General features: G+C 59.1%; 22 protein-coding genes and 3 pseudogenes. 8 read left to right on the plus strand and 17 right to left on the minus strand.

Annotated elements, in window-relative coordinates; translation table 11 throughout:
• Positions 1-106 precede the first annotated feature (106 nt).
• The 12 genes from groL to MOV63_RS05960 form a co-directional block, all read right to left on the minus strand.
• Positions 107-1,741: a chaperonin GroEL gene (gene groL / locus MOV63_RS05905; protein WP_247032495.1), complete on the minus strand. Its 1,635-nt coding sequence runs from the start codon at positions 1,739-1,741 to the stop codon at positions 107-109.
• A 66-nt stretch (positions 1,742-1,807) separates the two neighbouring features.
• Positions 1,808-2,104, minus strand: coding sequence for a co-chaperone GroES (gene groES / locus MOV63_RS05910; protein WP_040125314.1), 297 nt, complete (start codon positions 2,102-2,104; stop codon positions 1,808-1,810).
• A gap of 239 nt (positions 2,105-2,343) precedes the next feature.
• The gene (locus tag MOV63_RS05915; protein ID WP_040125316.1) at positions 2,344-2,952 is read right to left on the minus strand and encodes a J domain-containing protein; all 609 of its coding nucleotides are present in this window, start codon (positions 2,950-2,952) and stop codon (positions 2,344-2,346) included.
• A 167-nt stretch (positions 2,953-3,119) separates the two neighbouring features.
• On the minus strand, positions 3,120-4,376 hold the full coding sequence (locus MOV63_RS05920) for an FAD-binding oxidoreductase (protein WP_247032496.1): 1,257 nt from the start codon (positions 4,374-4,376) through the stop codon (positions 3,120-3,122).
• A 34-nt stretch (positions 4,377-4,410) separates the two neighbouring features.
• Complete coding sequence (locus MOV63_RS05925; protein ID WP_247032505.1) at positions 4,411-5,910, minus strand: tripartite tricarboxylate transporter permease; 1,500 nt, start codon at positions 5,908-5,910, stop codon at positions 4,411-4,413.
• A 9-nt stretch (positions 5,911-5,919) separates the two neighbouring features.
• Positions 5,920-6,378, minus strand: a complete 459-nt coding sequence (locus MOV63_RS05930) for a tripartite tricarboxylate transporter TctB family protein (RefSeq protein ID WP_247032507.1) — start codon at positions 6,376-6,378, stop codon at positions 5,920-5,922.
• Positions 6,375-8,750, minus strand: a complete 2,376-nt coding sequence (locus MOV63_RS05935) for a molybdopterin-dependent oxidoreductase (RefSeq protein WP_247032515.1) — start codon at positions 8,748-8,750, stop codon at positions 6,375-6,377. Before MOV63_RS05935 ends, MOV63_RS05930 begins: the two co-directional genes overlap by 4 nt.
• A gap of 2 nt (positions 8,751-8,752) precedes the next feature.
• Positions 8,753-9,724: a tripartite tricarboxylate transporter substrate binding protein gene (locus MOV63_RS05940; RefSeq protein WP_247032517.1), complete on the minus strand. Its 972-nt coding sequence runs from the start codon at positions 9,722-9,724 to the stop codon at positions 8,753-8,755.
• Between the two features lie 95 nt (positions 9,725-9,819).
• Positions 9,820-10,599, minus strand: a complete 780-nt coding sequence (locus MOV63_RS05945; RefSeq protein WP_247032519.1) for an SDR family NAD(P)-dependent oxidoreductase — start codon at positions 10,597-10,599, stop codon at positions 9,820-9,822.
• A gap of 10 nt (positions 10,600-10,609) precedes the next feature.
• A complete protein-coding gene (locus MOV63_RS05950; RefSeq protein ID WP_040125328.1) occupies positions 10,610-11,557 on the minus strand; it encodes a 4-hydroxy-tetrahydrodipicolinate synthase in 948 nt (315 codons plus the stop codon).
• A 297-nt stretch (positions 11,558-11,854) separates the two neighbouring features.
• Positions 11,855-12,601, minus strand: a complete 747-nt coding sequence (locus MOV63_RS05955) for a TetR/AcrR family transcriptional regulator (RefSeq protein WP_247032521.1) — start codon at positions 12,599-12,601, stop codon at positions 11,855-11,857.
• A gap of 233 nt (positions 12,602-12,834) precedes the next feature.
• A complete protein-coding gene (locus tag MOV63_RS05960; RefSeq protein ID WP_247032523.1) occupies positions 12,835-13,425 on the minus strand; it encodes a PAS and helix-turn-helix domain-containing protein in 591 nt (196 codons plus the stop codon).
• 77 nt (positions 13,426-13,502) lie between these two features.
• Here MOV63_RS05960 and MOV63_RS05965 point away from each other — a divergent pair, with 77 nt between their 5' ends.
• From MOV63_RS05965 to MOV63_RS05980, 4 genes and pseudogenes are all read left to right on the plus strand, one after another.
• Positions 13,503-14,216 carry a CoA transferase subunit A gene (locus tag MOV63_RS05965; RefSeq protein WP_247032525.1) on the plus strand — a complete coding sequence of 238 codons (714 nt, stop codon included), beginning with the start codon at positions 13,503-13,505 and terminating at the stop codon, positions 14,214-14,216.
• Positions 14,216-14,857 (plus strand): 3-oxoacid CoA-transferase subunit B, encoded by a 642-nt coding sequence (locus MOV63_RS05970; protein WP_040125333.1) that lies wholly within the window; start codon positions 14,216-14,218, stop codon positions 14,855-14,857. The genes MOV63_RS05965 and MOV63_RS05970 overlap by 1 nt, the downstream gene beginning before the upstream one ends.
• A 74-nt stretch (positions 14,858-14,931) precedes the next feature.
• A pseudogene (locus tag MOV63_RS05975) lies at positions 14,932-15,057 on the plus strand (DNA polymerase IV); the annotation flags it as partial.
• A gap of 211 nt (positions 15,058-15,268) precedes the next feature.
• On the plus strand, positions 15,269-15,577 hold the full coding sequence (locus MOV63_RS05980; protein WP_247032527.1) for a hypothetical protein: 309 nt from the start codon (positions 15,269-15,271) through the stop codon (positions 15,575-15,577).
• A 13-nt stretch (positions 15,578-15,590) separates the two neighbouring features.
• Here MOV63_RS05980 and MOV63_RS32565 read toward each other — a convergent pair whose 3' ends face one another.
• Entirely contained in the window at positions 15,591-15,716 is a 126-nt protein-coding gene (locus MOV63_RS32565) for a hypothetical protein (protein WP_258718730.1), read from the minus strand.
• A gap of 169 nt (positions 15,717-15,885) precedes the next feature.
• Positions 15,886-16,134: pseudogene (locus tag MOV63_RS05985) on the minus strand (hypothetical protein); the annotation flags it as partial.
• A gap of 88 nt (positions 16,135-16,222) precedes the next feature.
• Between MOV63_RS05985 and MOV63_RS05990 the strand changes: the two are divergent.
• On the plus strand, positions 16,223-16,426 hold the full coding sequence (locus MOV63_RS05990; RefSeq protein WP_040125337.1) for a cold-shock protein: 204 nt from the start codon (positions 16,223-16,225) through the stop codon (positions 16,424-16,426).
• A 484-nt stretch (positions 16,427-16,910) separates the two neighbouring features.
• Positions 16,911-17,087: a hypothetical protein gene (locus MOV63_RS05995; protein WP_172716982.1), complete on the plus strand. Its 177-nt coding sequence runs from the start codon at positions 16,911-16,913 to the stop codon at positions 17,085-17,087.
• Between the two features lie 258 nt (positions 17,088-17,345).
• On the opposite strand, the gene MOV63_RS06000 is transcribed toward MOV63_RS05995, so the two are convergent.
• Positions 17,346-18,176 carry an endonuclease/exonuclease/phosphatase family protein gene (locus MOV63_RS06000; protein WP_247032532.1) on the minus strand — a complete coding sequence of 277 codons (831 nt, stop codon included), beginning with the start codon at positions 18,174-18,176 and terminating at the stop codon, positions 17,346-17,348.
• Positions 18,177-18,255: 79 nt separating this feature from the next.
• Positions 18,256-19,398, minus strand: a complete 1,143-nt coding sequence (locus MOV63_RS06005) for an epoxide hydrolase family protein (protein ID WP_247032534.1) — start codon at positions 19,396-19,398, stop codon at positions 18,256-18,258.
• A gap of 486 nt (positions 19,399-19,884) precedes the next feature.
• On the opposite strand from MOV63_RS06005, the gene MOV63_RS06010 reads away from it, so the two are divergent.
• Together MOV63_RS06010 and MOV63_RS06015 are read left to right on the plus strand one after the other, a co-directional pair.
• Complete coding sequence (locus MOV63_RS06010; RefSeq protein ID WP_247032535.1) at positions 19,885-20,136, plus strand: hypothetical protein; 252 nt, start codon at positions 19,885-19,887, stop codon at positions 20,134-20,136.
• Positions 20,109-21,017, plus strand: coding sequence for an alpha/beta fold hydrolase (locus tag MOV63_RS06015; RefSeq protein WP_247032537.1), 909 nt, complete (start codon positions 20,109-20,111; stop codon positions 21,015-21,017). The genes MOV63_RS06010 and MOV63_RS06015 overlap by 28 nt, the downstream gene beginning before the upstream one ends.
• A gap of 110 nt (positions 21,018-21,127) precedes the next feature.
• Here the strand turns inward: MOV63_RS06015 and MOV63_RS06020 are convergent.
• A pseudogene (locus MOV63_RS06020) lies at positions 21,128-21,922 on the minus strand (3-methyl-2-oxobutanoate hydroxymethyltransferase).
• Positions 21,923-21,926 lie beyond the last annotated feature (4 nt).

Genomic DNA, 21,926 nt, shown 5'->3' on the forward strand with positions numbered 1-21,926 from the left:
CGGGGAATTGTGGAAGCGAGACGTAGCCAGCATATGACAAAAGGGCCCCGATCGATCGGAGCCCTTCACCGCAAACGGCTTATTCGAGTTCCCGATTGGGAACCGTTTACATCATGCCGCCCATGCCGCCCATGTCAGGCATGCCGCCGCCGGCAGCATCCTTCTTCGGCAGATCGGCGATCATGGCTTCCGTCGTCACCAGCAGACCGGCAACCGAAGCCGCGTTCTGCAGAGCCGTGCGAACCACCTTGACCGGATCGACGATGCCCATGGCGATCATGTCGCCAAATTCGCCGGTCTGGGCGTTGTAGCCATAGTTGTCGGTATCGCTTTCCAGGATTTTGCCAACCACGATCGAACCTTCGTCACCGGCATTCTCGGCAATCTGACGAACCAGAGACTGCAGAGCCTTGCGGATGATGCTGATCCCGGCATTCTGATCCTCATTCTCGCCCTTGATGTTCAGAAGGATGGAGGCGCGAAGAAGGGCTGTCCCCCCGCCAGGCACGATACCTTCTTCGACCGCTGCACGCGTCGCGTTGAGGGCGTCGTCGATACGGTCCTTCTTCTCCTTGACTTCGACTTCCGTCGAGCCGCCGACGCGGATCACGGCAACGCCGCCGGCCAGCTTGGCCAGACGCTCCTGCAGCTTTTCGCGGTCGTAGTCCGAAGTGGTTTCCTCGATCTGAGCCTTGATCTGGCCGATGCGTCCGTCAATATCCGCCTTGGTCCCCGCACCATCGACGACAGTGGTGTTCTCCTTGGTGATCGAGACCTTCTTGGCGCGGCCGAGCATCTCGAGCGTCACGTTTTCAAGCTTGATGCCGAGGTCTTCGGAGATGACGGTGCCGCCCGTCAGGATCGCCAGATCCTCCAGCATGGCCTTGCGGCGGTCGCCGAAGCCCGGAGCCTTGACGGCAGCGATCTTGAGGCCGCCACGCAGCTTGTTGACGACGAGCGTCGCAAGAGCTTCGCCTTCAACGTCCTCGGAAATGATCAGCAGCGGCTTGCCACTCTGGACGACGGCTTCCAGGATAGGAAGCATGGCCTGCAGGTTGGAGAGCTTCTTTTCGTGCAGCAGCACATAGGCATCTTCCAGCTCAGCCACCATCTTTTCGGCGTTGGTGACGAAATAGGGCGACAGGTAGCCGCGGTCGAACTGCATGCCTTCGACGACTTCGAGTTCGGTTTCGGCGGTCTTTGCTTCTTCGACGGTGATCACACCTTCATTGCCGACCTTTTGCATCGCGTCGGCGATATACTGGCCTATTTCCTTCTCGCCATTGGCCGAGATGGTGCCGACCTGAGCAATCTCTTCGGATGTGTTGATCTTCTTTGCCTTGGCAAGCAGGTCCTTGACGACGGCGGTGACAGCAAGATCGATGCCGCGCTTCAGATCCATCGGGTTCATGCCGGCTGCAACAGCCTTGCCGCCTTCGCGAACGATCGCCTGGGCGAGAACGGTTGCAGTCGTGGTGCCGTCGCCGGCGACGTCGTTGGTCTTCGAAGCGACTTCGCGGACCATCTGGGCGCCCATGTTTTCGAACTTGTCGTCAAGTTCGATTTCCTTGGCGACGGCAACGCCGTCCTTGGTGATGCGCGGTGCGCCGTAGGATTTGTCGATCACCACGTTGCGGCCCTTCGGACCGAGCGTGACCTTGACTGCATCGGCAAGAATGTCGACGCCGCGCAGCAGCTTTTCGCGTGCATCACGGCCGAATTTGATCTGTTTGGCAGACATGGCAATAACTCCCGGGCCATTGGCCCCATAGTCGTCATCAAAAGGAAATAAAGAAGCGCCCGAAAATCAGGCGATGACGCCCATGACGTCTGCTTCCTTCATGATCAACAGGTCTTCGCCGTTGAACTTGATCTCGGTGCCGGACCATTTGCCGAACAGGATGCGGTCGCCGGCCTTGACATCGAGGGGAACGATCTTGCCGCTCTCGTCACGTGCTCCGGTGCCGACGGCGACGATCTCGCCTTCCTGCGGCTTTTCCTTGGCGGTATCGGGAATGATGATCCCGCCCTTGGTCTTGGCTTCAGCCTCGATACGGCGCACGACGACGCGGTCGTGCAACGGCCGAAAAATGGTATTATTCATTTGGGTTCCTTGGCGAGAGCGCAGCCCAATGGCGGGTTCCCGATCGGATATCCTTAGCACTCTTATGCTGAGAGTGCTAGAGCGATTCGTGCCTTAGTTGTGATCCGCCATCTGTGGCGACTCCATGGATTTCATCGCTGTAAGCCGCCGTCAACTCCGCTCTATCCGGGACGGCGCCTCCCTTTGCTGGAGGTACACGCCGCTGCCATCGAGACTGCCGCAGATCCCTTGCCACGCCGCTAGCAGAAGCCGTTGAGCTTGAGGATCTTATGGGCGTCAATCGACGCCCGAAGCTCGTCCTCCGAGTTGCGCTCTCCATGGTTTGCGTCCGGATGGTGCATCTTGAGCCTCTGCTTGTAGCGGCTTCTGATCTCCTCCGGCGTTGCATCCGGCGAAAGATCGAGGGTCTCGAAAGCCTTGGCCTCCAATACCTTGAGCTTGCGTCGCTGAAGATCCACCTGCGCCGCCTGGCGTTCTGCAGCGCTTTTACGTGCGTTCGTTGCCTTTGCAGAACCGGAGCGAGCCGTCGACGGGAGCGGCATTTCCGACGCGCGATTGATACCAGTACCCCAAGTCGGGCGGCTGCCGTTTGCCGCCTCCGTCTGATAGCGCCTAATTAAAGGGTCAGACAGATTTGGCGCAAAGTTATAACCTTTGCCATATTCCCTTACATGCTCGGGACAGAACAGCAGATACAGCCCTTCAGCATCTCGCCCGACGGGAGCGCGATGGGTGCCATTCTTTTCGCACCCGTCCCATTGGCATTTCGCACGGCTTGGTTCGTGGTCCGGGGCCGGTTTTTTGCGGGTCGACCGCAGGCCAACAAATATCTTTGAATCAGACGTCATCGCGCCTTATACGACCGGCCAATCCTCTCGGCAACGAATATGGATCGCCCAACCGCATAGATTTTCGAACTGGGGGGATCGCCGGATGTCGTCGAAGCGACTGAAAGCAGGGATTTGGGCCGTTTCAGCCGCATGATGTTCTCCGACACGATCCTGCAGATTGCGGATTAGCGAAAACGGGCGGCGGACAGCGCGGATAGATCGATGGCACATTGGCGCCCAGCGATCAGGCCTGCAACAAGCGCGCCGCTAACCGGTCCGGCTGCAAGGCCGACATGACCGTGGCCAAAGGCATGAACGATATCTTCGGAAGACCGCGAGAATCCGATCACCGGAAGGCCGTCCGCAGTCGAGGGACGATGCCCCATCCACCGGTCGATACTTCTGTCCTCGGATATATCCGACAGTGCCGGATATGTTCCTTTCGCGTGTTTCAACAGGATGTCGGCGCGGATCCAGTTCGGTCTTTCCTCGACGCTTGCCAGCTCGACCTGTCCGGCAATGCGAAGTCCGGCAAGCGTCGGATTGTTGCCCATCCTGCCGTCGCTCGGCATGATCGGCATCTCCCCCTTTGCCAGATGATAGGGAACGACCACGTGGTAACCGCGCTCGCTCTGCATCGGGATTGTGTCATCGGCGAGCGCCGCTAGCTTTTTCGAGTGTATTCCGGCAGCGATGACGGCCTTGTCGCATGCCACGATGCCCGCTTCTGTCCGGACACCGGAAAGCCGGTTGCCGGCAAGATTGAAACCGGTCGCCCTTGCATTGATGCGCTGGGCGCCGAGATCCACCGCATGATCGACCATTGCTGCGACATAGCCTCCCGGATCCACGCAATGACCGCCATCCTCGACGAAGGCAGCAAAGGAGTAGCGGGGTGAAAGATTGGGCTCGAGTTCGTGCAGTTCGGCTGAGGATAGCTCTCGATAGGAAACGCCGTTGTCGCGCCGCAGGCGCCACGCAAAAGCCTCGGCCTCGAAAGCCGCGCGATCCCGGTACACGTAGAGCAGGCCTTTACGGCGGATTAGGTCCGGCCGTCCGATTTTTTCCGCCAGTGCCGCATGCCGGGATGGAGCATCATGCAGGAGGCTCGCCAGAATTCTCGCGGTCCGTTCGACCTTGGCTTCCGTCGAACCGGCCAGCACGAAGCGCAGCAGCCAGGGCGCGAGACGCACCAGGTGCCGCCAGCGGATGGTCAGCGGTCCGGAGGGGTCGGCAAGATAGCCCGGCACCTTCCTCCAGAGGCCCGGCATCGACATCGGGATGATCGAGGCAGGGCTCAACCAACCGCTGTTGCCATAACTTGCGGCGTGGCGACCGCCGGGCTGTTCGGGTTCGACGATGGTGACCTCGTGCCCGTCTCTCAACAGCTCGAGTGCCGTCGCTGCGCCGACGATACCCGCTCCAATGACCACTACATGCATGGTGTTTCACTCTGCGTGTCCAGAATAAGCCGGTTCATTCCTGAAATGCCTCTTCGCGGACGGCCTTGATCTTCGGCAGTGCGACCGCGAGGATGGCGAGCACAGCAAGGACAAGCAGACCCGCCGAAATCGGACGATCGACAAAAATGCCGTGATTGCCACGGGCGAGGAACATGGCCCTACGGAAATTCTCTTCCATCATCGGCCCAAGAATGAGGCCCATCACCAGTGGTGCCGGATCGCAATCAAGCTTGGCGAAGATGTAGCCGGCGACGCCGAAGGCTCCAAGCAACCAAAGATCGAAGACCGAGTTGCTGAGCGAGAATGCGCCAATCGAGCAGAACACCACGATAGCCGGAAAGAGATAATGGAAAGGCATCGTCAATAAGCGGGTCCAGATGCCGATCAGTGGCAGGTTCAAGACCAGCAGCATGACATTGCCGACCCACATCGACACGATGACGCCCCAGAACACGTCGGGATGTTCGGAAATCAGCGTCGGCCCGGGTGCGATACCTTGCATGATCAGGGCGCCGAACATCAAGGCCATGACGGCGTTGGCCGGTAGGCCGAGCGTGAGCAGCGGGACGAACGAGGTCTGCGCACCGGCATTGTTGGCGCTCTCGGGCGATGCAACGCCTTCGATCGCACCACCGCCGAAACCTTCGGGCGGATTGGCAACGCGCTTCTCTATGGCATAGGCGGCGAAGGCAGCGAGAAGCGCGCCTCCACCCGGCAGAAGTCCCAGCACGGAACCGATCCCGGTGCCACGAAGGATCGGCGCAACCATCCTGCGCCAGTCTTCCCGCGACGGGATCATCGAGAAGAATGGCGCGTTGATGGCCGTGCGGCTTTCCGGGTTTTCCAGATCCTTGATCAACTCGCCGATGCCGAATAATCCCATCGCCACCACGACGAAATTGATACCGCTCGACATCTCTTCAAAACCGAGCGTGAAGCGCGGCACGGCAGTTTGCACATCCTGGCCGACAAGGCCGACCAGAATGCCGATGAAGACCATGGCAAGTGCCTTCGGCAGCGATCCGCGCGAAAGCACGACCGAGGCGACAAGCCCGAGGATCATCAGGGAGAAGTACTCCGCGGGGCCGAACAGCAATCCAATTTCGGCAAGCGAGGGCGCGAACAATGCCAGCAACAGCGTGGCGACGGTACCGGCAAAAAAGGAGCCGATCGCCGCCGTCGACAATGCCACGCCCGCGCGTCCGTTGCGGGCCATCTTGTAGCCGTCGATCGCTGTCACCACGGACGATGCTTCACCGGGCAGATTGAGAAGGATGGCCGTTGTCGAACCGCCATATTGCGCACCGTAATAGATGCCTGCCATCATGATCAGCGACGTCACCGGTTCAAGTCCGATGGTGAAAGGCAGGAGGATGGCCATTGTGGCGGCGGGCCCGAGGCCCGGCAGGACGCCGACAAGGGTCCCGAGCAGCGTGCCGATCAGGCACCAGAACAGGTTCGTCGGCAGGATTGCCTGGTCAAAGCCGAGTAGCAGCGCGTTCAGTGTGTCCATGTGATCGTCCTAAAGTCCGAACCAGGGACCAATGATGGCAACTGGCATGCCAAGCCCTTTGACGAAGGCTAGGCTGCAGGCCGTGCCCAGCCCGAGCCCGTACAACATCGATTTCACCGGCCGTAAAGGGCGCGACGCCAACGAGGAGATGACGCAGCAACAGAAGACCGCCGGCAGCAACCCTCCTCCACGAATGACCAGCCCAAACACCACTATCGCTGCAATGATGAACGTGACCTTCGATGAATAAAGGCTCGGTTGTTCTTTGCTGATGTCATGTTTCTCGGCCGTGAAGGCGACAATAACGCCCATGGCAATCAGCGCCGAGGCGACCAGGCCCGGAAATGCACCGGGACCGATTTTGCGCCAGGTACCATAGGAGAGATCGAGACTGCTCAACAGAAAAGCGGCGCCGATCAATACGAACAAGAGCCCTGCGATCAATTGCGGATTGAAACGTGAGGTCATGGGCATTCCTTTCCGTGAGCGTCATTCAATCGCGGGTCGGGGACCAGATCCGGCGGGCGGTAGGCTCGCACCTGCGGCGGTGTGCCGATGAAACGGGAAATCTCGACAAGGCATGAGTTCGGGCTTGGCCCCTGCGTGAGGCGGGAGGTTCCATGATCCGGCGTCAGGACATTCGGATTGCCGTTCAGTTCCAGCGAACCCGGCGTCGAGGGATCCGCCGGATCGAACCAGGCGCCCGTCGCCAACTGCACGACGCCGGGCATGACGGCATCGGTGATGGCAACGACCGCCAGGCATGCACCGCGGGTGTTGGAAATGGTCACCACCTCGCCTTGCGCCAGTCCGCGAGCCGCGGCGTCGTCGGGATGAATGCGCACCGGCTGGCGGCCACCGCTTTTGGTCCGGCGCGACGGTGCCGCATGGTCCCACTGGCTGTGTAGCTTGTCATGCGGCTGGCAGGACAGGAGATGCAGTGGATAGACGTCCGCCAGTTTGCCCCCCAGCCATTCGGCCGGTTCCACCCACGCCGGATGGCCAGGGCAATCGACATAGTCGAAGCCGGCAATGAGTACCGAGGAAAGCTCGATCAGACCGGACGGCGTGCGCAGCGGATGGGCAACCGGGTCCGCGCGAAATGCGGAAAGGAAAGGCCGTTCCGCGTTTTGACTTTCCACCTCAATCAGTCCCACATTCCGAAACGTCAAAAAATCGGGCAGAGAAATGTCGCCTGCCGCGGCATTCGCCTGCACGTCGGCATAAAGCTTCTCCAGCCATTCGGATTCGCTCAATCCACCGGTGAATGCCGCCTCAGTCCCAAGCTTTGCCGCAACGCGACGCAGGATCTCGTGATCCGAGAATACGTCCGCAGGTGGCGCCGTTATTCGTGTCGAATATCCGAGAAAACCGTCGCGGCCGCTGGCAACCAGATCGTCGCGTTCCAGGAATGTCGAGGCCGGCAATACGATGTCGGCATGCCGGGCGTGGGCATTCCACCAATGCTCGTGAACGATGATCGTTTCAGGCTTCTGCCAAGCCTCAACCAGTCGATTGAGATCCTGATGATGGTGAAAGGGATTGCCGCCAGCCCAATAAATCAGCCTTATGTCCGGATAGATCCGTTTTTTGCCGTCATGGTCGTATTCCGCTCCCGGCGAAAGCAGCATGTCGGCAATTCGGGCGACCGGAATGTAGTCGGAAATCGCATTCTGCCCCTGCGGTAGCGCCGGCCATTTCACGGCCGGCGCCGGCTGGCCAATGCCCGATACGGATGCATAACCGAAACCAAACCCTCCGCCAGGCAAACCGATGCGACCGAGCAGCGATGCCACCACGATTGCCGCCCAATAGGCCTGTTCGCCATGGTCGGCGCGTTGCAGCGCCCATGCCATCATGATGAAGGTTTTTCGCGAGGCCATGGTCCGGGCAAGGGTGAGGATGTCCTGCGTTTCAAGACCCGTAATGCCGGCTGCCCAGGCGACATCCTTGATGACGCCGTCCACATTGCCAAACAGATAATCCTGCAATGTCTCGAAGCCAACGGTGTAGCGTCCGATGAACCCCGCGTCGTAACGATCCTCCTTTATCAGCACATGGGCGATGGCCAGCAGCAGGGCGGCGTCCGTCCCGGGCCTGAGAGACATCCACTGGGCATCGAGCTCGCCGGCGGCGTCATCTCGGACGGGTCCGACGTTGATGAAATGGGCGCCGGCCTCCTTGCAATCAAGCAGACCCTGGCGGGTTTCATGCCGCGAAACGCCGCCGGCATTGACCTGAGCGTTGCGAAGCGGAGTGCCGCCGAACATCACGATCAGATCCGCATGGCCGACGATCTGGCTCCATGGGCTATGGCCGGTAATCAGCCCATCGGTGGAGCCGATGACGTGCGGCAGGATGATTTCGCCGGCGGCATAACTATAGCTCTGGACGGAACGAACGGAACCGCCGTTCATGTTGAAAAAGCGTTTCAGCTGGCTTTGCGCATGATGAAATCGCCCGGCGCTCGACCAGCCGTAGGAGCCGGAAAAAATCGCGCCGTTGCCGTGCTCGTCCCTAACGCGGCGAATTTCGCCGGCGACCAGTTCAAGTGCTTCATCCCAGGAAACTTCGACAAATGCCTCGGCTCCCCGCCGGCCGGCACGATTACCCGGTCCCTTTTCAAGGAAGGATCGCCTGACCGCCGGTCTGAGGATGCGGCACGGCGCGAGCCTGTCGGCTGAAAGTTCCCCGCCGAATTGAACGGGGTTGGGATCGCCCGCGATCGGGCGAATGGCGCCATCCAAGCCATCATGGCTGTAGAACCCCCAATGGGTTCCGACATGGCGCCGGTCTGCCGAAGGCTCCGAATGTTGCGCGGTTTTCGGAGCCTTCGTCATCTTCATTCTACCTTGATGCCGGCTGTCTTGACGATCTTGCTGTAGCGCTTCGTCTCGTCGACCACGAAGGCCTTCAGATCGGCGCTGTTCTTGTACATCGGCTCGAAGCCGAAGACGGTCAGCTTGTCCTTGAATTCGGCGGAGGTGACAACGTCCTGCAGGACCTTGCCGAGATATTCCGCCGCTTTTGGATCAAGATTTTTCGGCGCCCAGACACCGTACCAGGAGAGCATTTCCAATGCAGGCATGCCGCTCTCGGCAACGGTCGGGACATCCGGTGCCAGGGGCGAACGGGTGAGGCTGGTCACCGCAAGCGGCTTCAGCCGGCCTGCCTTGACATGCGGCAGGGACGACAGGATCGGATCGGCGATCAGTTGCACCTGGCCGCCAATCATGTCGGTAAGTGCCGGACCGGCTCCCTTGTAGGTAACCACTTCAGTATCGACGCCAGCTTCGCCCTTCAGGACTTCCACAGCCAAATGACCAGCCGAGCCATAACCCGAGGTGGCGAAGTTGTAGGAATCCGGAGCCGCCTTCACCTCGGCGAAGAATTCCTTCAGCGTGTTCGCCTTGTCCGACGGATTGGTGGTGATCAGCAGAGGGCCAGCCGCGATGCCGCTGATGTGCGTGAAGTCGTTGACGACATCGAAAGGCACGTTCTTGTTGATCAGCGGCGTGACCACATGGATCGACGCATTCAGCAGCAGGGTGTAGCCATCGGGAGCAGCCTTGACCACATCGGACGAACCGACCACGCCGCCGGCACCGCCCGCACGGTTATCGACCACGAATGTCTTACCGGTCTTAACCGAAAGCGTGGCGGCAAGAACGCGTGCAACGCCATCGACTGCACCGCCCGGCGGATAAGGCACGACAATGGATACCGGCCGGCTGGGATAGTCGTCCGCCTTGGCGAGGCCGGCCACCGACAACGTCATCGATAGAGAAAGCAATACTGTTCCGAAGCGGTTCATGATGGATTCCTTCTGGCTCCAAGAGGATGTATGCAGTCGAAAGTCATTGTATGCATCGCGGATTCTTCGCGGCGAGCAGCAATCCGCTCCCGCCGTCAGAACGTTCCGGGATATTGCCCGCCATCGATTAGCAGGTTCTGAGCGGTGACGAAGCCGGCATTCGCCGAGCACAGGAAGGCAATGTAGGCGCCAATTTCTTCGGGGCGCCCGTAGCGGCCGGCCGGGTTCTGTGCCGCACGGGCGGCCCAGATTTCGTCGAAAGAGCGGCCGCTTTCCTGAGCAAGTACCTCGACATGCTGGCGCTGGCCATCCGAAGCGACAATGCCCGGGAGCACATTGTTGATCGTCACATTGTGGGCGATCGTCTGTCGAGCGAGGCCAGCGACGAAACCGACCAGGCCGGAGCGCGCCGCATTCGACATGCCAAGCTCGGCCTGGGCGATCTTGACGCTGCGCGACACGATGTTGACGATACGCCCGAACTCGCGGGCCATCATTCCGTCGACGGTCAGACGCATCATGTCGATCGGTGTCAGCATCATCCGATCGATGCCCCGCAACCAGTCCTCACGAGACCAGTTGCGGAAATCACCGGGCAGTTCGCCATCGGCGTTGTTGACCAGAATGTCCGGTTTTGGGCAGACGGACAGAACGGCTTCACGACCGGCAAGCGTGGTAATATCGCCGACGACGGTAGTGACGCGGGCGCCGGTAACCGCTCGGATTTCTGCGGCCGCCGCCTGCAGTGTTTCGGGCGTGCGGGCGATGATGGTCAGATCCACATTCTCCCGCGCGAGAGCCATTGCGGCGGCCTTGCCCATGCCTCGGCTTGCGCCGGTAACGATAGCATTCCGACCGGAAATCCCGAGATCCATCGGCCGGGCCTCAGGCTGCCAAGGCGGAAGCGGGCTGCAGCTTCCAGCCATATTTCTTGTCGAGGCCGAGGTCCTGGACGATGCGAATACCCTTTGCGAGCGCTTCGCCTTCCAGGCCGGTCAACGGCCGCCGCAGTTCGCCAGCCGGCAGTCCGACAGCCTTCATCAGCGATTTCACGGCCACCGGATTGATCGCCGAGTAATTGTAGTGCAGCAGCGGCAGAAGGTTCAAATAGGTGTCGCGGAACCCTTCGGCTTCGACATAACTCGTCCACGGACGCGACATCACCGCCACTTCGGCCGGGGCAATATTGCCGCCCATGTTGGCAGTGCCATGGCCACCAAGGCTCATTGTCGGAACGACGAGGCCGAGATTGGGGCTGTCGCAGCACATGACCGAAATATCCGGACGCGCGGCGAGAACCTGGGCAACCTGGCCGACACGGGCAGTTGATTCCTTGTGAATGACGTAGTTGGGATGCTTGAAGATGCGCAGCAGGTGATCCCAGTGCAGGTCGCTCTTGACGCGCGGCGGGTTGTTGTAGAGCCCGAGGGGCAGGTCGGTTGCGTCGGCTACCTCCAGGAAATAACCTTCGATGTCCGCTTCCGGCGCGCAGATATATGCTGGAGCCGCGAGGATGGCACCGTCCGCGCCGTTATCCTTGGCGAACTTCACATTTTCAATCGTAACGTCGGTGTTGTTGCCGGTGCAGCCAAAGAAGATCGGCATCTTGGCCGATTTCATTTTCGACGTCTCGACGATGATTTTCTTCTTCTCCTCGGCCGACAGCATGGATACCTCGCCGGTCGAACCCATGATCAAGACGGCTGAGGTGCCATTCGCCTCATGGAAGGAAAGCAATTCGCGGAATGCACCCATATCGACGGCGCCTGACTTGTCAAACGGGGTGATCAAGGCAACGAAGGATCCGGTGATCTTCGGGGCAGCAGCAGTCATTGCAGGACTCCGTGAATGTTAAACAATGTTTGAAACATAATTTGAGACGAGATGGAGTCAATGATTTTAATCGGTCAGACCGCCCAAGAATCAAGCAGCAGCCGGTGACTTTGGAAAAACCAGAATGCGATTGAAGGAATAATTGGAAAAACAGTCTAACCTTGAAATATATGCCCTGACGTTTTTCTCAAAAGGCAATAAAAAAGATTATCATCCAGCGTAGATCCGATTTTGAATAGAAACTGAAGTATACCTCATCGTGCGCAACTTTCAGCTGTAGGTCGAGATCCGAGATCATCACCCGATGGCAGGCGCATGGAATCCGGTGCAAATAAACCGCGAGAGCTGACGGATGATCTCTTCATCATCATCGGTATCGCAAAGGCCGCCGGACAGTTGCTTGAGGCGGTACGATGCTGGGTCCGAATCGATCAGGACCTGCATGATGGCGCCAATCGAAAAATTATAACGCCAGAAAATATCGCGGCGCTGCATATCCGGGAGTGCTCGACTGAAGGCATCGATAAAGCGGAACACGGCTGGATCGACGCGGCGTATGAAAAAACGGTTGGTCGATTCACGCGGCCGCGAACGGACCTGCAGGATCAGCCGCGTCAGGGGGCGTGCGCCCGAGGCGTCGCGGCTGAACTGTACCATCGGTCGGACAAGAGCTCCGACGACTTCCTCCAAAACCGGGAATCCCGGCCGAGCTGTGGCCTCGCATTTTTCCAAAGCGTCTATCCGGGCATGGGTATAGGGCTCCATCATCAGGTTAAGCACCTCGCTGATGAGATCTTCCTTGGAGCCGAAATAATAATTGACGGCAGCAACATTCACATCGGCCCGCCTCGTGATGTCGCGAACGGTCGCCAGATCAAATCCCTGCTCGATAAACACTTCGCGCGCGGCCGCGACAATACGCTCTCGCGGCTCATCCGCACGATTGACGCTGGACGTTCCGTTATCTGCCTTTTTCACCATACATCCCAAATTCTTTGCTTCGCGGCTATCGTCGTCGTTTTGTAGCGGACCGACGGGGGCCATCAAGTGCAATTTTTGGGAGCATGAGGATTTGTGGGGCCGTCATCAAGCTTGGCACCGCAGTCCACACCGGTCAATTTGGCAGCGGCAAAATGGCGTTTGATGCCGTCCCGCACGAAAACCGCCCCGCCAGCATAACTCGGCGCTCATCCTGGGCAGATGATGGCGCCGACCTTGTTGTTTGGGAAAGAAGCCTGACTGAGGATATGACCTCTACTCGGCCAGATTGAATGAACTCATCCTTGCCGTTTATGACCTGCCGTAAACCAGGCTACCAGCTCGGCCGAATTGCGTACGCCTACGGCTTGCATAAGCCGGGCGCGATGAGATTCGATGGTACGTTTCGAAAGTCCGAGTTCGTCAGCGATCATTGCGTTACTCTTTCCCTGGGCAACCAGGGTGATGATCTGGTGCTGCCGGTCGGTAAAGGTAGGATCGGAGCTTTTGATCGGCCGGTTGATCGCTTGGAAACAATAGAGTGCTTCGGCAAACGGATCGGCAAAATGGTGGCTACGGCCGTTCACCCTGCACCAGAAGCGTCCGCCATCCCCCCTCGTCATGATCCGTTCGTCATAAAAAACCTGCCCGGCAGGCAGATGACTGCGCCACAAATGACCAATGCGGACAAAGTCTGCGATCTTCGGGTAGAGCCGTGCAAAACTGGTGTCCAGGATCTCTTCCCGGCGAAGCCCAAAAAGCGTCGCGAATTCGACGTTACAATCGCGAATAATGCGATGCCTTGCATAAACCATCGGCACCGGCATATCGGCCAGCAGAAACCGATGGCTCTGATCCGGATCCGCGATTGATGCTGGAGCTTCAGACATGCAGTATAAATACGGCTAGTCGCCGGGGCCGATCAAGCCTTAGTTTCGCAGTAACGTAATTTCGTGGGAGGGTCGGGATGCGAAAGATAGTATCGAGCGCCACTGAGGCGCTGGCAGGCGTCTTGAAGGACGGCATGGTGATCATGTCGGGAGGCTTCGGGCTTTGCGGAATACCGGAAACGCTGATCGAGGCCGTCAAGCTGTCCGGCGTAAAGGATCTCACGGTCGTCTCGAACAATGCCGGCGTCGATGGGATAGGCCTCGGCTTGTTGCTGGAAACGCGACAGATTCGGAAAATGATCTCGTCCTATGTCGGGGAGAACAAGCTCTTCGCCCAACAGTTTCTGTCCGGCGAACTCGAGCTCGAGTTTAATCCGCAGGGCACGCTTGCCGAACGGATACGCGCAGGCGGCGCAGGCATCCCGGCGTTCTTCACAAAGACGGGTGTCGGTACGATCATTTCGGAGGGCAAGGAGATCCGGGAGTTCGGCGGCGAGCAATATGTGATGGAAATGGCGCTGACCGCGGACGTATCGCTTGTCCATGCCTGGAAGGGCGACACCGAAGGCAATCTCGTCTATCGCAAGACGGCCCGGAACTTCAATCCGATGATGGCGACCGCGGGCAAGTTCACGGTCGCCGAGGTCGAACATCTCGTCGACGTCGGCCAGATCGACGCCGACCATATCCATACGCCGGGCATCTTCGTCTCGAAAATTCTCCATGTTCCCGATGCGAAGAAACATATCGAACAGCGGACCGTGAGATCCGTACAGACGGAGGCGATGTAATGGCTTGGACACGCGACCAGATGGCCGCGCGCGCAGCGCGTGAGCTTCAGGACGGCTTCTACGTCAACCTTGGCATCGGCATTCCGACGCTGGTGGCCAACCACATTCCCGACGGGATCAATGTCGTGCTGCAGAGCGAAAATGGCATGCTCGGCATCGGCCCTTTCCCGCTCGACAATGAAGTCGACGCCGACCTCATCAATGCCGGCAAGCAGACGGTCAGCGAACTGCCGATGACGAGCTTCTTTTCGTCAGCCGACAGTTTCGCGATGATCCGCGGCGGTCACATCGACCTGTCGATCCTGGGCGCCATGCAGGTGGCCAGCAACGGTGACCTCGCGAACTGGATGATTCCCGGCAAGATGGCCAAGGGCATGGGTGGCGCGATGGACCTCGTCGCCGGCGTCAAACGCGTCGTGGTACTGATGGAGCACGAGGCCAAGGGCGAGTCGAAGCTTTTGCCGGAATGCGATCTTCCGCTGACAGGCAAGCGCGTCGTGGACCTCGTCATCACCGACCTCGGCGTTTTCACGATCGCAAGGACGGGCGCTCCTGAAATGGTGCTGATCGAAATGGCAGACGGAGTGACCTTGGAAGAAATCAAGGCAAAGACCAGAGCTGATTTCAGGGTCGGTCTTTGATCGTCGCATGGGGCGATACATCCCGCGAGGTGATCGCCCACGCCGGAGCCGATCTCTTCCTGATCGGTGGGAACGTGGTCGGCCTGCTGCTCGCACCAATCTTCCCACCGCGAAAAGGGATCCGCCTGCTCAGCGTCACCCTGTCTTCGCTGGAGCGGCGGGCCTCTGGAACGGAGCCGCTGCTGCGGCTGCCGCTTTAGACCGCCAGCTTTGTCTGAGCAGGAAAAGTTGAACGGTGAAGCGCCCGGCGGAAGCCTATACGGGATGTCTGGTTTAGGAAGGAGCCCCTCGAGCCAGTTATGCGTCGATCGGGGCTTGGAAATAGTAAACAGTTGGATTTAGCGCGAATTCGCACGATTGACGACTGACAATCTGGCCCTAGCTTCGTGCTCTCATCGCGGCCAGGATCCTATGTCAGCACTTATTTCCGTACTCCGCCAAGCCATCCAGCGCTCCAGCGACGCCACGGTCGAAGGGCGGCAACGTATCTATGCTTCCGCCCGCCGCGCAGTAGAACGGCTTCTTACACGCGCAGACATGCCTGCTGGGGATGGTTCTCTGCCGATCCAACTGCACAGGCTCGACGAGGCGATCAAGGAAATCGAAAGAGAATTCTTGGCGGATGACCGCGACCACACCGGCCTGCAGTTGGATGGCAATCTGCCCGACCTTTCGACCGAGCGCCGGCAGCGGCGTAGCCGTGTCAAGAACAGCACGTGAGGAAAATGTCTTTCTACCGGATCGTGCCAGTCACGATGGGATCAAGTTTGTCGAGCTGGTCCCAAGCGAGCGACGCGCCAAACAGCAGCACCGCAATAATCGGGATAACCAAAAGCACAGCACCACCGGGAACACGCATGACAAAACCTCTCAGCGATTGAGCCCCAGACTCATGCTCCGGCTTCGTTACTGAGAGGTTAATTGCGTCTCGCTTTTACACAGGAAGGCACCCCAGGATGAAGCTGCGCGATCGGTCGATTGAGCGGCTTCATCAGAAATGGCTACTAGAGCACCCGTTCGAAACGGCTTTATCTATAGGGCGATGAACAGATTACTCGCACGCCTGCGCGCGGAGAATCCGTGGTGTCGCAAGCGCGATAGGACTGATAGCGGTTTGTACACCACTGTGCATGGCTGCCGCCACCCGCGCGATGAGGCTGGCTCGCGATGGCACCGCCGATGATAGCGGCAGCACCGAATGCTGCAAGGGAGTACCAGAAACCATCGCTGTGGTGGCGGTAGCCTGTACGTCTGTTTCCGTATCCGCGTTGCCCATTGTCGATATTCGCGACGATCATTGTATCCACGACGGTCATCCCGCTATAGAGTGCACCCGCAACTCTGCGAACACGGGAATAGGTATTCATGGCGACTGGTACAGTGAAATTTTTCAACGACGACAAGGGTTTTGGTTTCATCACGCCCGAGAATGGCGGACAGGACGTTTTCGTCCACGTCTCCGCACTCGAGCGCGGCGGATCGCTCCGTGAAGGCGACAAGGTCAGCTTCGAACTGGGGCAAGATCGCAAGACCGGAAAATCAAAAGCAGAGAACGTTTCGGTTCTTTGACTAAGAACTCGGCTTCGCGAAATACAGGGCTCTGCCAGGAAGCGCTGTTCAGCTTGAGCTGGCAGTTTCGCCAACGAGCCAAGCTGATCCATGTGGCACATCGACGAGATCAACGCGCCGGAATAGCAGGCCTGCCGAGATTGGATGTAGGTTGGACAAGCGAGCCGTTAGCTTGCCAGCGAGGTCCCGACGGGTAGGGTCCAGGACAGGGCTACGATGCCCTGCGAGATCTGATAAGGTTTCGGGAGAGACTGACTAGGTGCGGGGAGCGGAGTTCGCGGTCGGTACGGCGGCCGGGCGTGACGCTGATCGCAATCCGCCTTCCGCACTTCCCAACCAGGTCGATGAGATCGAAGCCGTTCAGCACCCCTCCTGATAAACATGGGCGGGTGCAAGTTGTCTTGGCGATTCCGGGACAAAGAATGCTGTAGCCTGCCGGCGAGCCCGAGCTGCGGCTGTAAAGATTCTAAGAAGGAAGCTGATAATGGGATGGAAAACGCCAAAGGTCGAGTACGTCAACGGTTATAGGATTGTTGAGCTCGAGGGACCGACCTTCAAAGTTTATGACGGCGACCGCCAGCTCGGTGAGGATTTCCCCTACTCCGGCGAAGCGGCCGCTCACGCGAAGTCTCTTCCAACGCTGGATCCTCCGCGGCGATGAGTAGGACTTCCGAACGGTTTTCGGACATTTCCTCTTCGGCGGTCACGGTGGAAATCGGACTCAAGGACACCTAGCTGAATATCACCTTCATTGGGACCATGGATTGATCACTTTCAATCCGGCGGCCTCGAAGGGGCTTGTGTCGCGCGATCTGGTCAAGGCGGTGGGCATGAGTGGTATCATGAGTGGTATCTTCAAGAGCCAGATATCTCGGATTTGCGAAGAGATCGATGAGAAGGTCACGGCTTTTCCATCCCATCAAAGGCCCACGTCAATTTCGGCGACCACACCAAAATGATCGCTTAACCAAATTCCATCCCGTGGTTTGTCAAAGGCGACCTGCGCGGAATGCACAAGCGCATGGGCTTTCGGGTGACCATCCCAGGAGCCAACAAGGACGTAGTCGAACCGGCGATGATATTCCGGCTGTCGAATGATCTGATCGATGCCTGCCTTTGCATTGGGATTGTCACTGGTCCACGTGAACCCCACTCCCTCACCCGCAATGTCCCAGGCATCGTGGTAGAGCACACTTCGGCCGCCCAATGACTGACGACCCGTCAGAAATCTCATACTTGACGAATCTGGATCGGCATTGAAATCTCCGGCAATAATGGTCGGGAGCGCCCGGCGATGGCGGAGATCAAGATCAACGATCGCCTGTACCTGCCGTTCGCGAGCCGCTTCTGCGCTCGGACGCCACGCGGTCGTCGCAGCGATGAAAAGCATTTCGCCCTCATTGGGAACATCGACGGCGGCAGCCAGCGTCGCCCAAGGCACATCGGGTGCTTCAGCGAGCCGAAGGTCCAGCGCCTCTAGCGGCCGCATCGGCCACTTGCTCGCAATCGCTGTCCCACCATATTGATCGGCAAAGGGCGGAAGAAATCGTTGAAGGTCCACTTGATGGATCGACCCGATGTCCAATCCTTCCAGGATTTCGTCAAGCATCCGGATATTTTCGGACTGGACGACTTCCTGCAACGAAATGATATCCGGTTGAAGCGCCCGCAATTCCTGATTAATCAGAGAAATCCTGCGCGCATCGCCTTGTGTATTCCACACATTCAGGGTGACAACACGGATACGCATTTTATCACGAACTCCTCTGTAGTGAGTAACGTCCTGACGCGCTTTCGCGTCGTGGAAGCATTGTGCTTGGCACAGGAGGTCACGCGGCGATCCCGCGTACCCAGGCGCGCAGATCGGCGACGAACGCCTCCGGTTGTTCGGTGGGTGGGAAGTGGCCGCCGCGCGGTTGTTCGCTCCAGTGGACGAGATTGCAGGTGCGCTCGACGAGGGACCGTGGTGGCGCTGGGTGCCTCGGATCGGGCCAGGAGGCATAACCGGTAGGCACCTCGATCCGGCGGCCTTTGGGTAGCATCTTGCTCTTCTCTCGCTCCGAGGCGGTGTAGATCCACGTCGATGTCGCGAACGTGTCGGTCATGACATAAAGCATGATGCTGGTGATCAATCGGTCGTGACCGAACACGTCGATGATCGATCGTTCGCCCAGGTCGGCCCAATCGTGAAAGCGCTCGAGGAGCCAGGCGGCTTGGGCCACGGGATTGTTATGCATCGCATAGGCGAGTGACTGTACCCGCGTGGACTGAAGGTGTGAATACGCACCCAGCCGCTTCTCATAGTCCGCAAACTGCTGCATCCAGCGTCGCTCGGTGTCATCCTGCGGCGCGTCCTCAGGGACAGTGCCGAGATAATCAATATGCAAGCCGAGGATCGAATTGGCCTGATCCAGCGCCATCCATGGACCGATCACGGCACCCCAGTCAGTCCCATGAACGAGGTAGCGATCGTACCCCAAGACCTCGCGCATCAGCGCGTTGAACAGTGCACCGATGCGCCGCGGATCGATCGGCTGGTTGGGCTTGGCAGAAAAGCCATAGCCCGGCAGCGATGGGACGACGAGGTCGAAAGCATCGTCGGCACGTCCACCGTTACGAGATGGAAACGCCAAGGCTTCCACCGCCGGCCAGAATTCGTAAGTCGAGCCGGGCCAGCCGTGGATCAGGAGCAGTGGCCGCTTGCTCTCAGCCTCGCCTCGAACGTGAACGAAATGAAGCCTCAGCCCATCAACCTCCGTCGTGAACTGCGGAAAGCAGTTGAGATCTCTGACCATCGCATCAACATCGTAGCGGTCAACCCAATAGGCACAGAGTTCGCGCAGGGTTTGGGGATCACAGCCATAGGACCAATCGGAATCATCCGGCTGGTCAGGCAAACGATATGATCGCACCCGCGCCTTCAATGCATCGAAGGCCTCATCTGACCAGTCGACTTTGAACGGTGTTGCCATTCCCTTTATCCTTTCCGCAACGCGTTCAGGCGCCCGCTGAAATACGTTGGCCACACAGGTCGAAGAATAATCTTGCTCGCTTCGTGCCCAGGTGAGCGCGCACTGGCGCCAATCGACATTCACCGACACGTGTCATCGATGATCGTCTCCCTCTCGCCCTTCAACGCGTCGCCGCGGCGAGAGGGGAACCAGCCTCTCCCCTGATCGTTGTAGCGAATTGCGACTTCGGCAGGTGGGCCAACATGCGGAGTGGCATCGCTGATCGCTGACCAGCGATGCACTGCGGCTCACCTGGGAAAGATCTAAAACACGTGTTGGACGACTTTGGTTTCATGCTCATGACGAAATACATCAAAAAGGCCCCATCTTAATCTCGCCTATGAAGAGGCGGGTGACCGCCGAGGAAAACCGATCGTGCTGTTCGCAAGGTCCGGAAAAATCGATCGCGTCTAGGGGTATTGCCACCGAGTACGAGAAGGCGGTGAAATGCTTGACGAGGTCAAGGCCGATCGGCGCGCTTTCGCCTGTATGCTCGGCGGCGAGGATCGATCGACCCTCTTCATCACCACCGCGCAGTGGCTCGGTATGGACAAGATGAATCAGATGGCCGGCACCGGTCAAATCGTTTCCATCGAAGTAACCACTGCCGGGACCCGGCTGGCCGTTCAACTGAGCGCACGAGTGACGATGACGCTGCAAGGAGAAGCAACATGCCGAACCACAGCCATGCGCAAATAATTTCCGTGTCGGGTGGATCGATATTCACCACCGTTGCCGGGAGCGGCCCGCCGCTTCTCTTGCTGCATGGCTTCCCACAGACCCATCTCATGTGGCGCGACATCGCTCCTCTGCTTGCCTCTGAGTTCACCGTCATCTGTGCCGATCTGCGTGGATATGGCGCCAGCGCTTGCCCTCCTTCCACCCCCGATCACCTCCCCTATTCCAAACGCGCGATGGCGGCCGAGATGGTCGAGCTTATGGAAAAGTTCGGCTTCAGCGAGTTCATGATCGGTGGCCATGACCGGGGCGGCCGTGTCGCTTACCGCATGGCGCTCGATCATCCGGCGGTGATAAGAAAGCTTGCCGTTCTGGATATTGTCCCGACCTCCACCGTCTGGGATCAAGCTGATGACCGATTTGCGTTAGGCTTTTGGCCGTGGGTCTTACTGGCGCAAGCCGAGCCTTTGCCGGAAAGACTAATCGCAGGTGCACCGGAGGCCGTTATCGACGATGCGCTCACAGGCTGGGGATCTTCCGCCGCGGTGTTCCCGCCACAGATCAGAGAGGCCTATGTCGAGGCGCTTAGAAGTGCAGACCATGTTCACGCGATCTGCGAGGAGTATCGTGCTGCAGCAAGCGTCGATCGCCAGCATGACGTCCAAGATCAAATCGCCGGACGCCGTATTCGTTGCCCACTCATGGCCCTCTGGAGCGGAACCGGTGCATTAGCCACCTGGTATACCAATGACGGAGGGCCGTTGGCGTTGTGGCAACAATTCGCAGGCGATGTCGTCGGTCATTCGATGCCGGGCGGCCACTTTTTTCCTGAAGAGTATCCCATCGAAACGACGAAGGTGCTGGCCGAATTCTTCGGCGACGCAGCGTTTTCTTCCGGTTGATCTGTATGCCGCTCACCCAGCACGAGATTGACAGGTTCAACAACATCGTCGCGGAGTGATCCGTTCTCTCAGCGGGCGCGGCCTCTTTCATGCCACCTCCTGTGGCTCGATCAGCCGTCGATCATATCGCGGAAACGGGCAAGTTCCTCGCCTGCCACACCGACATTGTGCGGCTCTGCCGGATAGGCTCCGCTCTCGACATCCCGGCGGAATTCCCGGAAGGCTGCGATGCGCTCGTGCTGCAGGCGGTCGAACTCGGCAGCAAAGTTGCGATAGGTCTTCGCATGTCGGGGCACGTGCCCGCGGTTCTGTCCGAGCACGTCATCGGCAAAAAGATATTGCGCATCGCAACCGGCGCCCGCCCCCATCGAGATCATGAAGAGAGACGTCCGGGCGCTGATCAGCGAGGCAATTTCGGCGGGAACCACCTCGATTTCGGCGGCGAAGGCACCGGCCTCCTCGATGGCCTTGACGGCATTCCAGATCGCCATCGCGCTGTCGGCCGTCTTGCCGACCGCCTTGAAGCCACCGGTCTAGGTTGCCTTCGAGGGAATGAGGCCGACATGGCTGCAGACGGGAATACCCTCTTCCCTGAGCCCCCGGATGATCCGGAGGCTCGCCGCGCAATAGACGGCGTCGCCACCGGCGCGCATCGCTTTGAAGGCCGCCCGCAGATATTCCTCCGTGGTGACGAAGTCGCCATATTCGAGCCCCGGCACGGCAAAGACGCTTGGCGCCACCTCCCGGAAGGCAGGCCCAAGGAGCGCCGGCGGCACGGAGACCATTTCAATCCCGGCCTTGTCGGCGGCTTCCGCCTCCTCGAGCGTGACGACACGAAGCATGCTGAGCTGGCGCTTGCCCTTGAGCGCCAGGATATCGGCAACGGTGGGACGGTTGGATTTCATCGGT

It is taken from the genome of Neorhizobium sp. SHOUNA12A, from assembly GCF_023006505.1.
Classification (GTDB): Bacteria; Pseudomonadota; Alphaproteobacteria; order Rhizobiales; family Rhizobiaceae; genus Neorhizobium.

Excerpts from the sequence above, each read along its gene's own strand:
- groL (WP_247032495.1), bottom strand. The coding sequence starts at position 1,741 with ATGTCTGCCAAACAGATCAAATTCGGCCGTGATGCACGCGAAAAGCTG.
- groES (WP_040125314.1), bottom strand. The coding sequence starts at position 2,104 with ATGAATAATACCATTTTTCGGCCGTTGCACGACCGCGTCGTCGTGCGC.
- MOV63_RS05915 (WP_040125316.1), bottom strand. The coding sequence starts at position 2,952 with ATGACGTCTGATTCAAAGATATTTGTTGGCCTGCGGTCGACCCGCAAA.
- MOV63_RS05920 (WP_247032496.1), bottom strand. The coding sequence starts at position 4,376 with ATGCATGTAGTGGTCATTGGAGCGGGTATCGTCGGCGCAGCGACGGCA.
- MOV63_RS05925 (WP_247032505.1), bottom strand. The coding sequence starts at position 5,910 with ATGGACACACTGAACGCGCTGCTACTCGGCTTTGACCAGGCAATCCTG.
- MOV63_RS05930 (WP_247032507.1), bottom strand. The coding sequence starts at position 6,378 with ATGACCTCACGTTTCAATCCGCAATTGATCGCAGGGCTCTTGTTCGTA.
- MOV63_RS05935 (WP_247032515.1), bottom strand. The coding sequence starts at position 8,750 with ATGACGAAGGCTCCGAAAACCGCGCAACATTCGGAGCCTTCGGCAGAC.
- MOV63_RS05940 (WP_247032517.1), bottom strand. The coding sequence starts at position 9,724 with ATGAACCGCTTCGGAACAGTATTGCTTTCTCTATCGATGACGTTGTCG.
- MOV63_RS05945 (WP_247032519.1), bottom strand. The coding sequence starts at position 10,599 with ATGGATCTCGGGATTTCCGGTCGGAATGCTATCGTTACCGGCGCAAGC.
- MOV63_RS05950 (WP_040125328.1), bottom strand. The coding sequence starts at position 11,557 with ATGACTGCTGCTGCCCCGAAGATCACCGGATCCTTCGTTGCCTTGATC.
- MOV63_RS05955 (WP_247032521.1), bottom strand. The coding sequence starts at position 12,601 with ATGGCCCCCGTCGGTCCGCTACAAAACGACGACGATAGCCGCGAAGCA.
- MOV63_RS05960 (WP_247032523.1), bottom strand. The coding sequence starts at position 13,425 with ATGTCTGAAGCTCCAGCATCAATCGCGGATCCGGATCAGAGCCATCGG.
- MOV63_RS05965 (WP_247032525.1), top strand. The coding sequence starts at position 13,503 with ATGCGAAAGATAGTATCGAGCGCCACTGAGGCGCTGGCAGGCGTCTTG.
- MOV63_RS05970 (WP_040125333.1), top strand. The coding sequence starts at position 14,216 with ATGGCTTGGACACGCGACCAGATGGCCGCGCGCGCAGCGCGTGAGCTT.
- MOV63_RS05980 (WP_247032527.1), top strand. The coding sequence starts at position 15,269 with ATGTCAGCACTTATTTCCGTACTCCGCCAAGCCATCCAGCGCTCCAGC.
- MOV63_RS32565 (WP_258718730.1), bottom strand. The coding sequence starts at position 15,716 with ATGCGTGTTCCCGGTGGTGCTGTGCTTTTGGTTATCCCGATTATTGCG.
- MOV63_RS05990 (WP_040125337.1), top strand. The coding sequence starts at position 16,223 with ATGGCGACTGGTACAGTGAAATTTTTCAACGACGACAAGGGTTTTGGT.
- MOV63_RS05995 (WP_172716982.1), top strand. The coding sequence starts at position 16,911 with ATGGGATGGAAAACGCCAAAGGTCGAGTACGTCAACGGTTATAGGATT.
- MOV63_RS06000 (WP_247032532.1), bottom strand. The coding sequence starts at position 18,176 with ATGCGTATCCGTGTTGTCACCCTGAATGTGTGGAATACACAAGGCGAT.
- MOV63_RS06005 (WP_247032534.1), bottom strand. The coding sequence starts at position 19,398 with ATGGCAACACCGTTCAAAGTCGACTGGTCAGATGAGGCCTTCGATGCA.
- MOV63_RS06010 (WP_247032535.1), top strand. The coding sequence starts at position 19,885 with ATGCTTGACGAGGTCAAGGCCGATCGGCGCGCTTTCGCCTGTATGCTC.
- MOV63_RS06015 (WP_247032537.1), top strand. The coding sequence starts at position 20,109 with ATGCCGAACCACAGCCATGCGCAAATAATTTCCGTGTCGGGTGGATCG.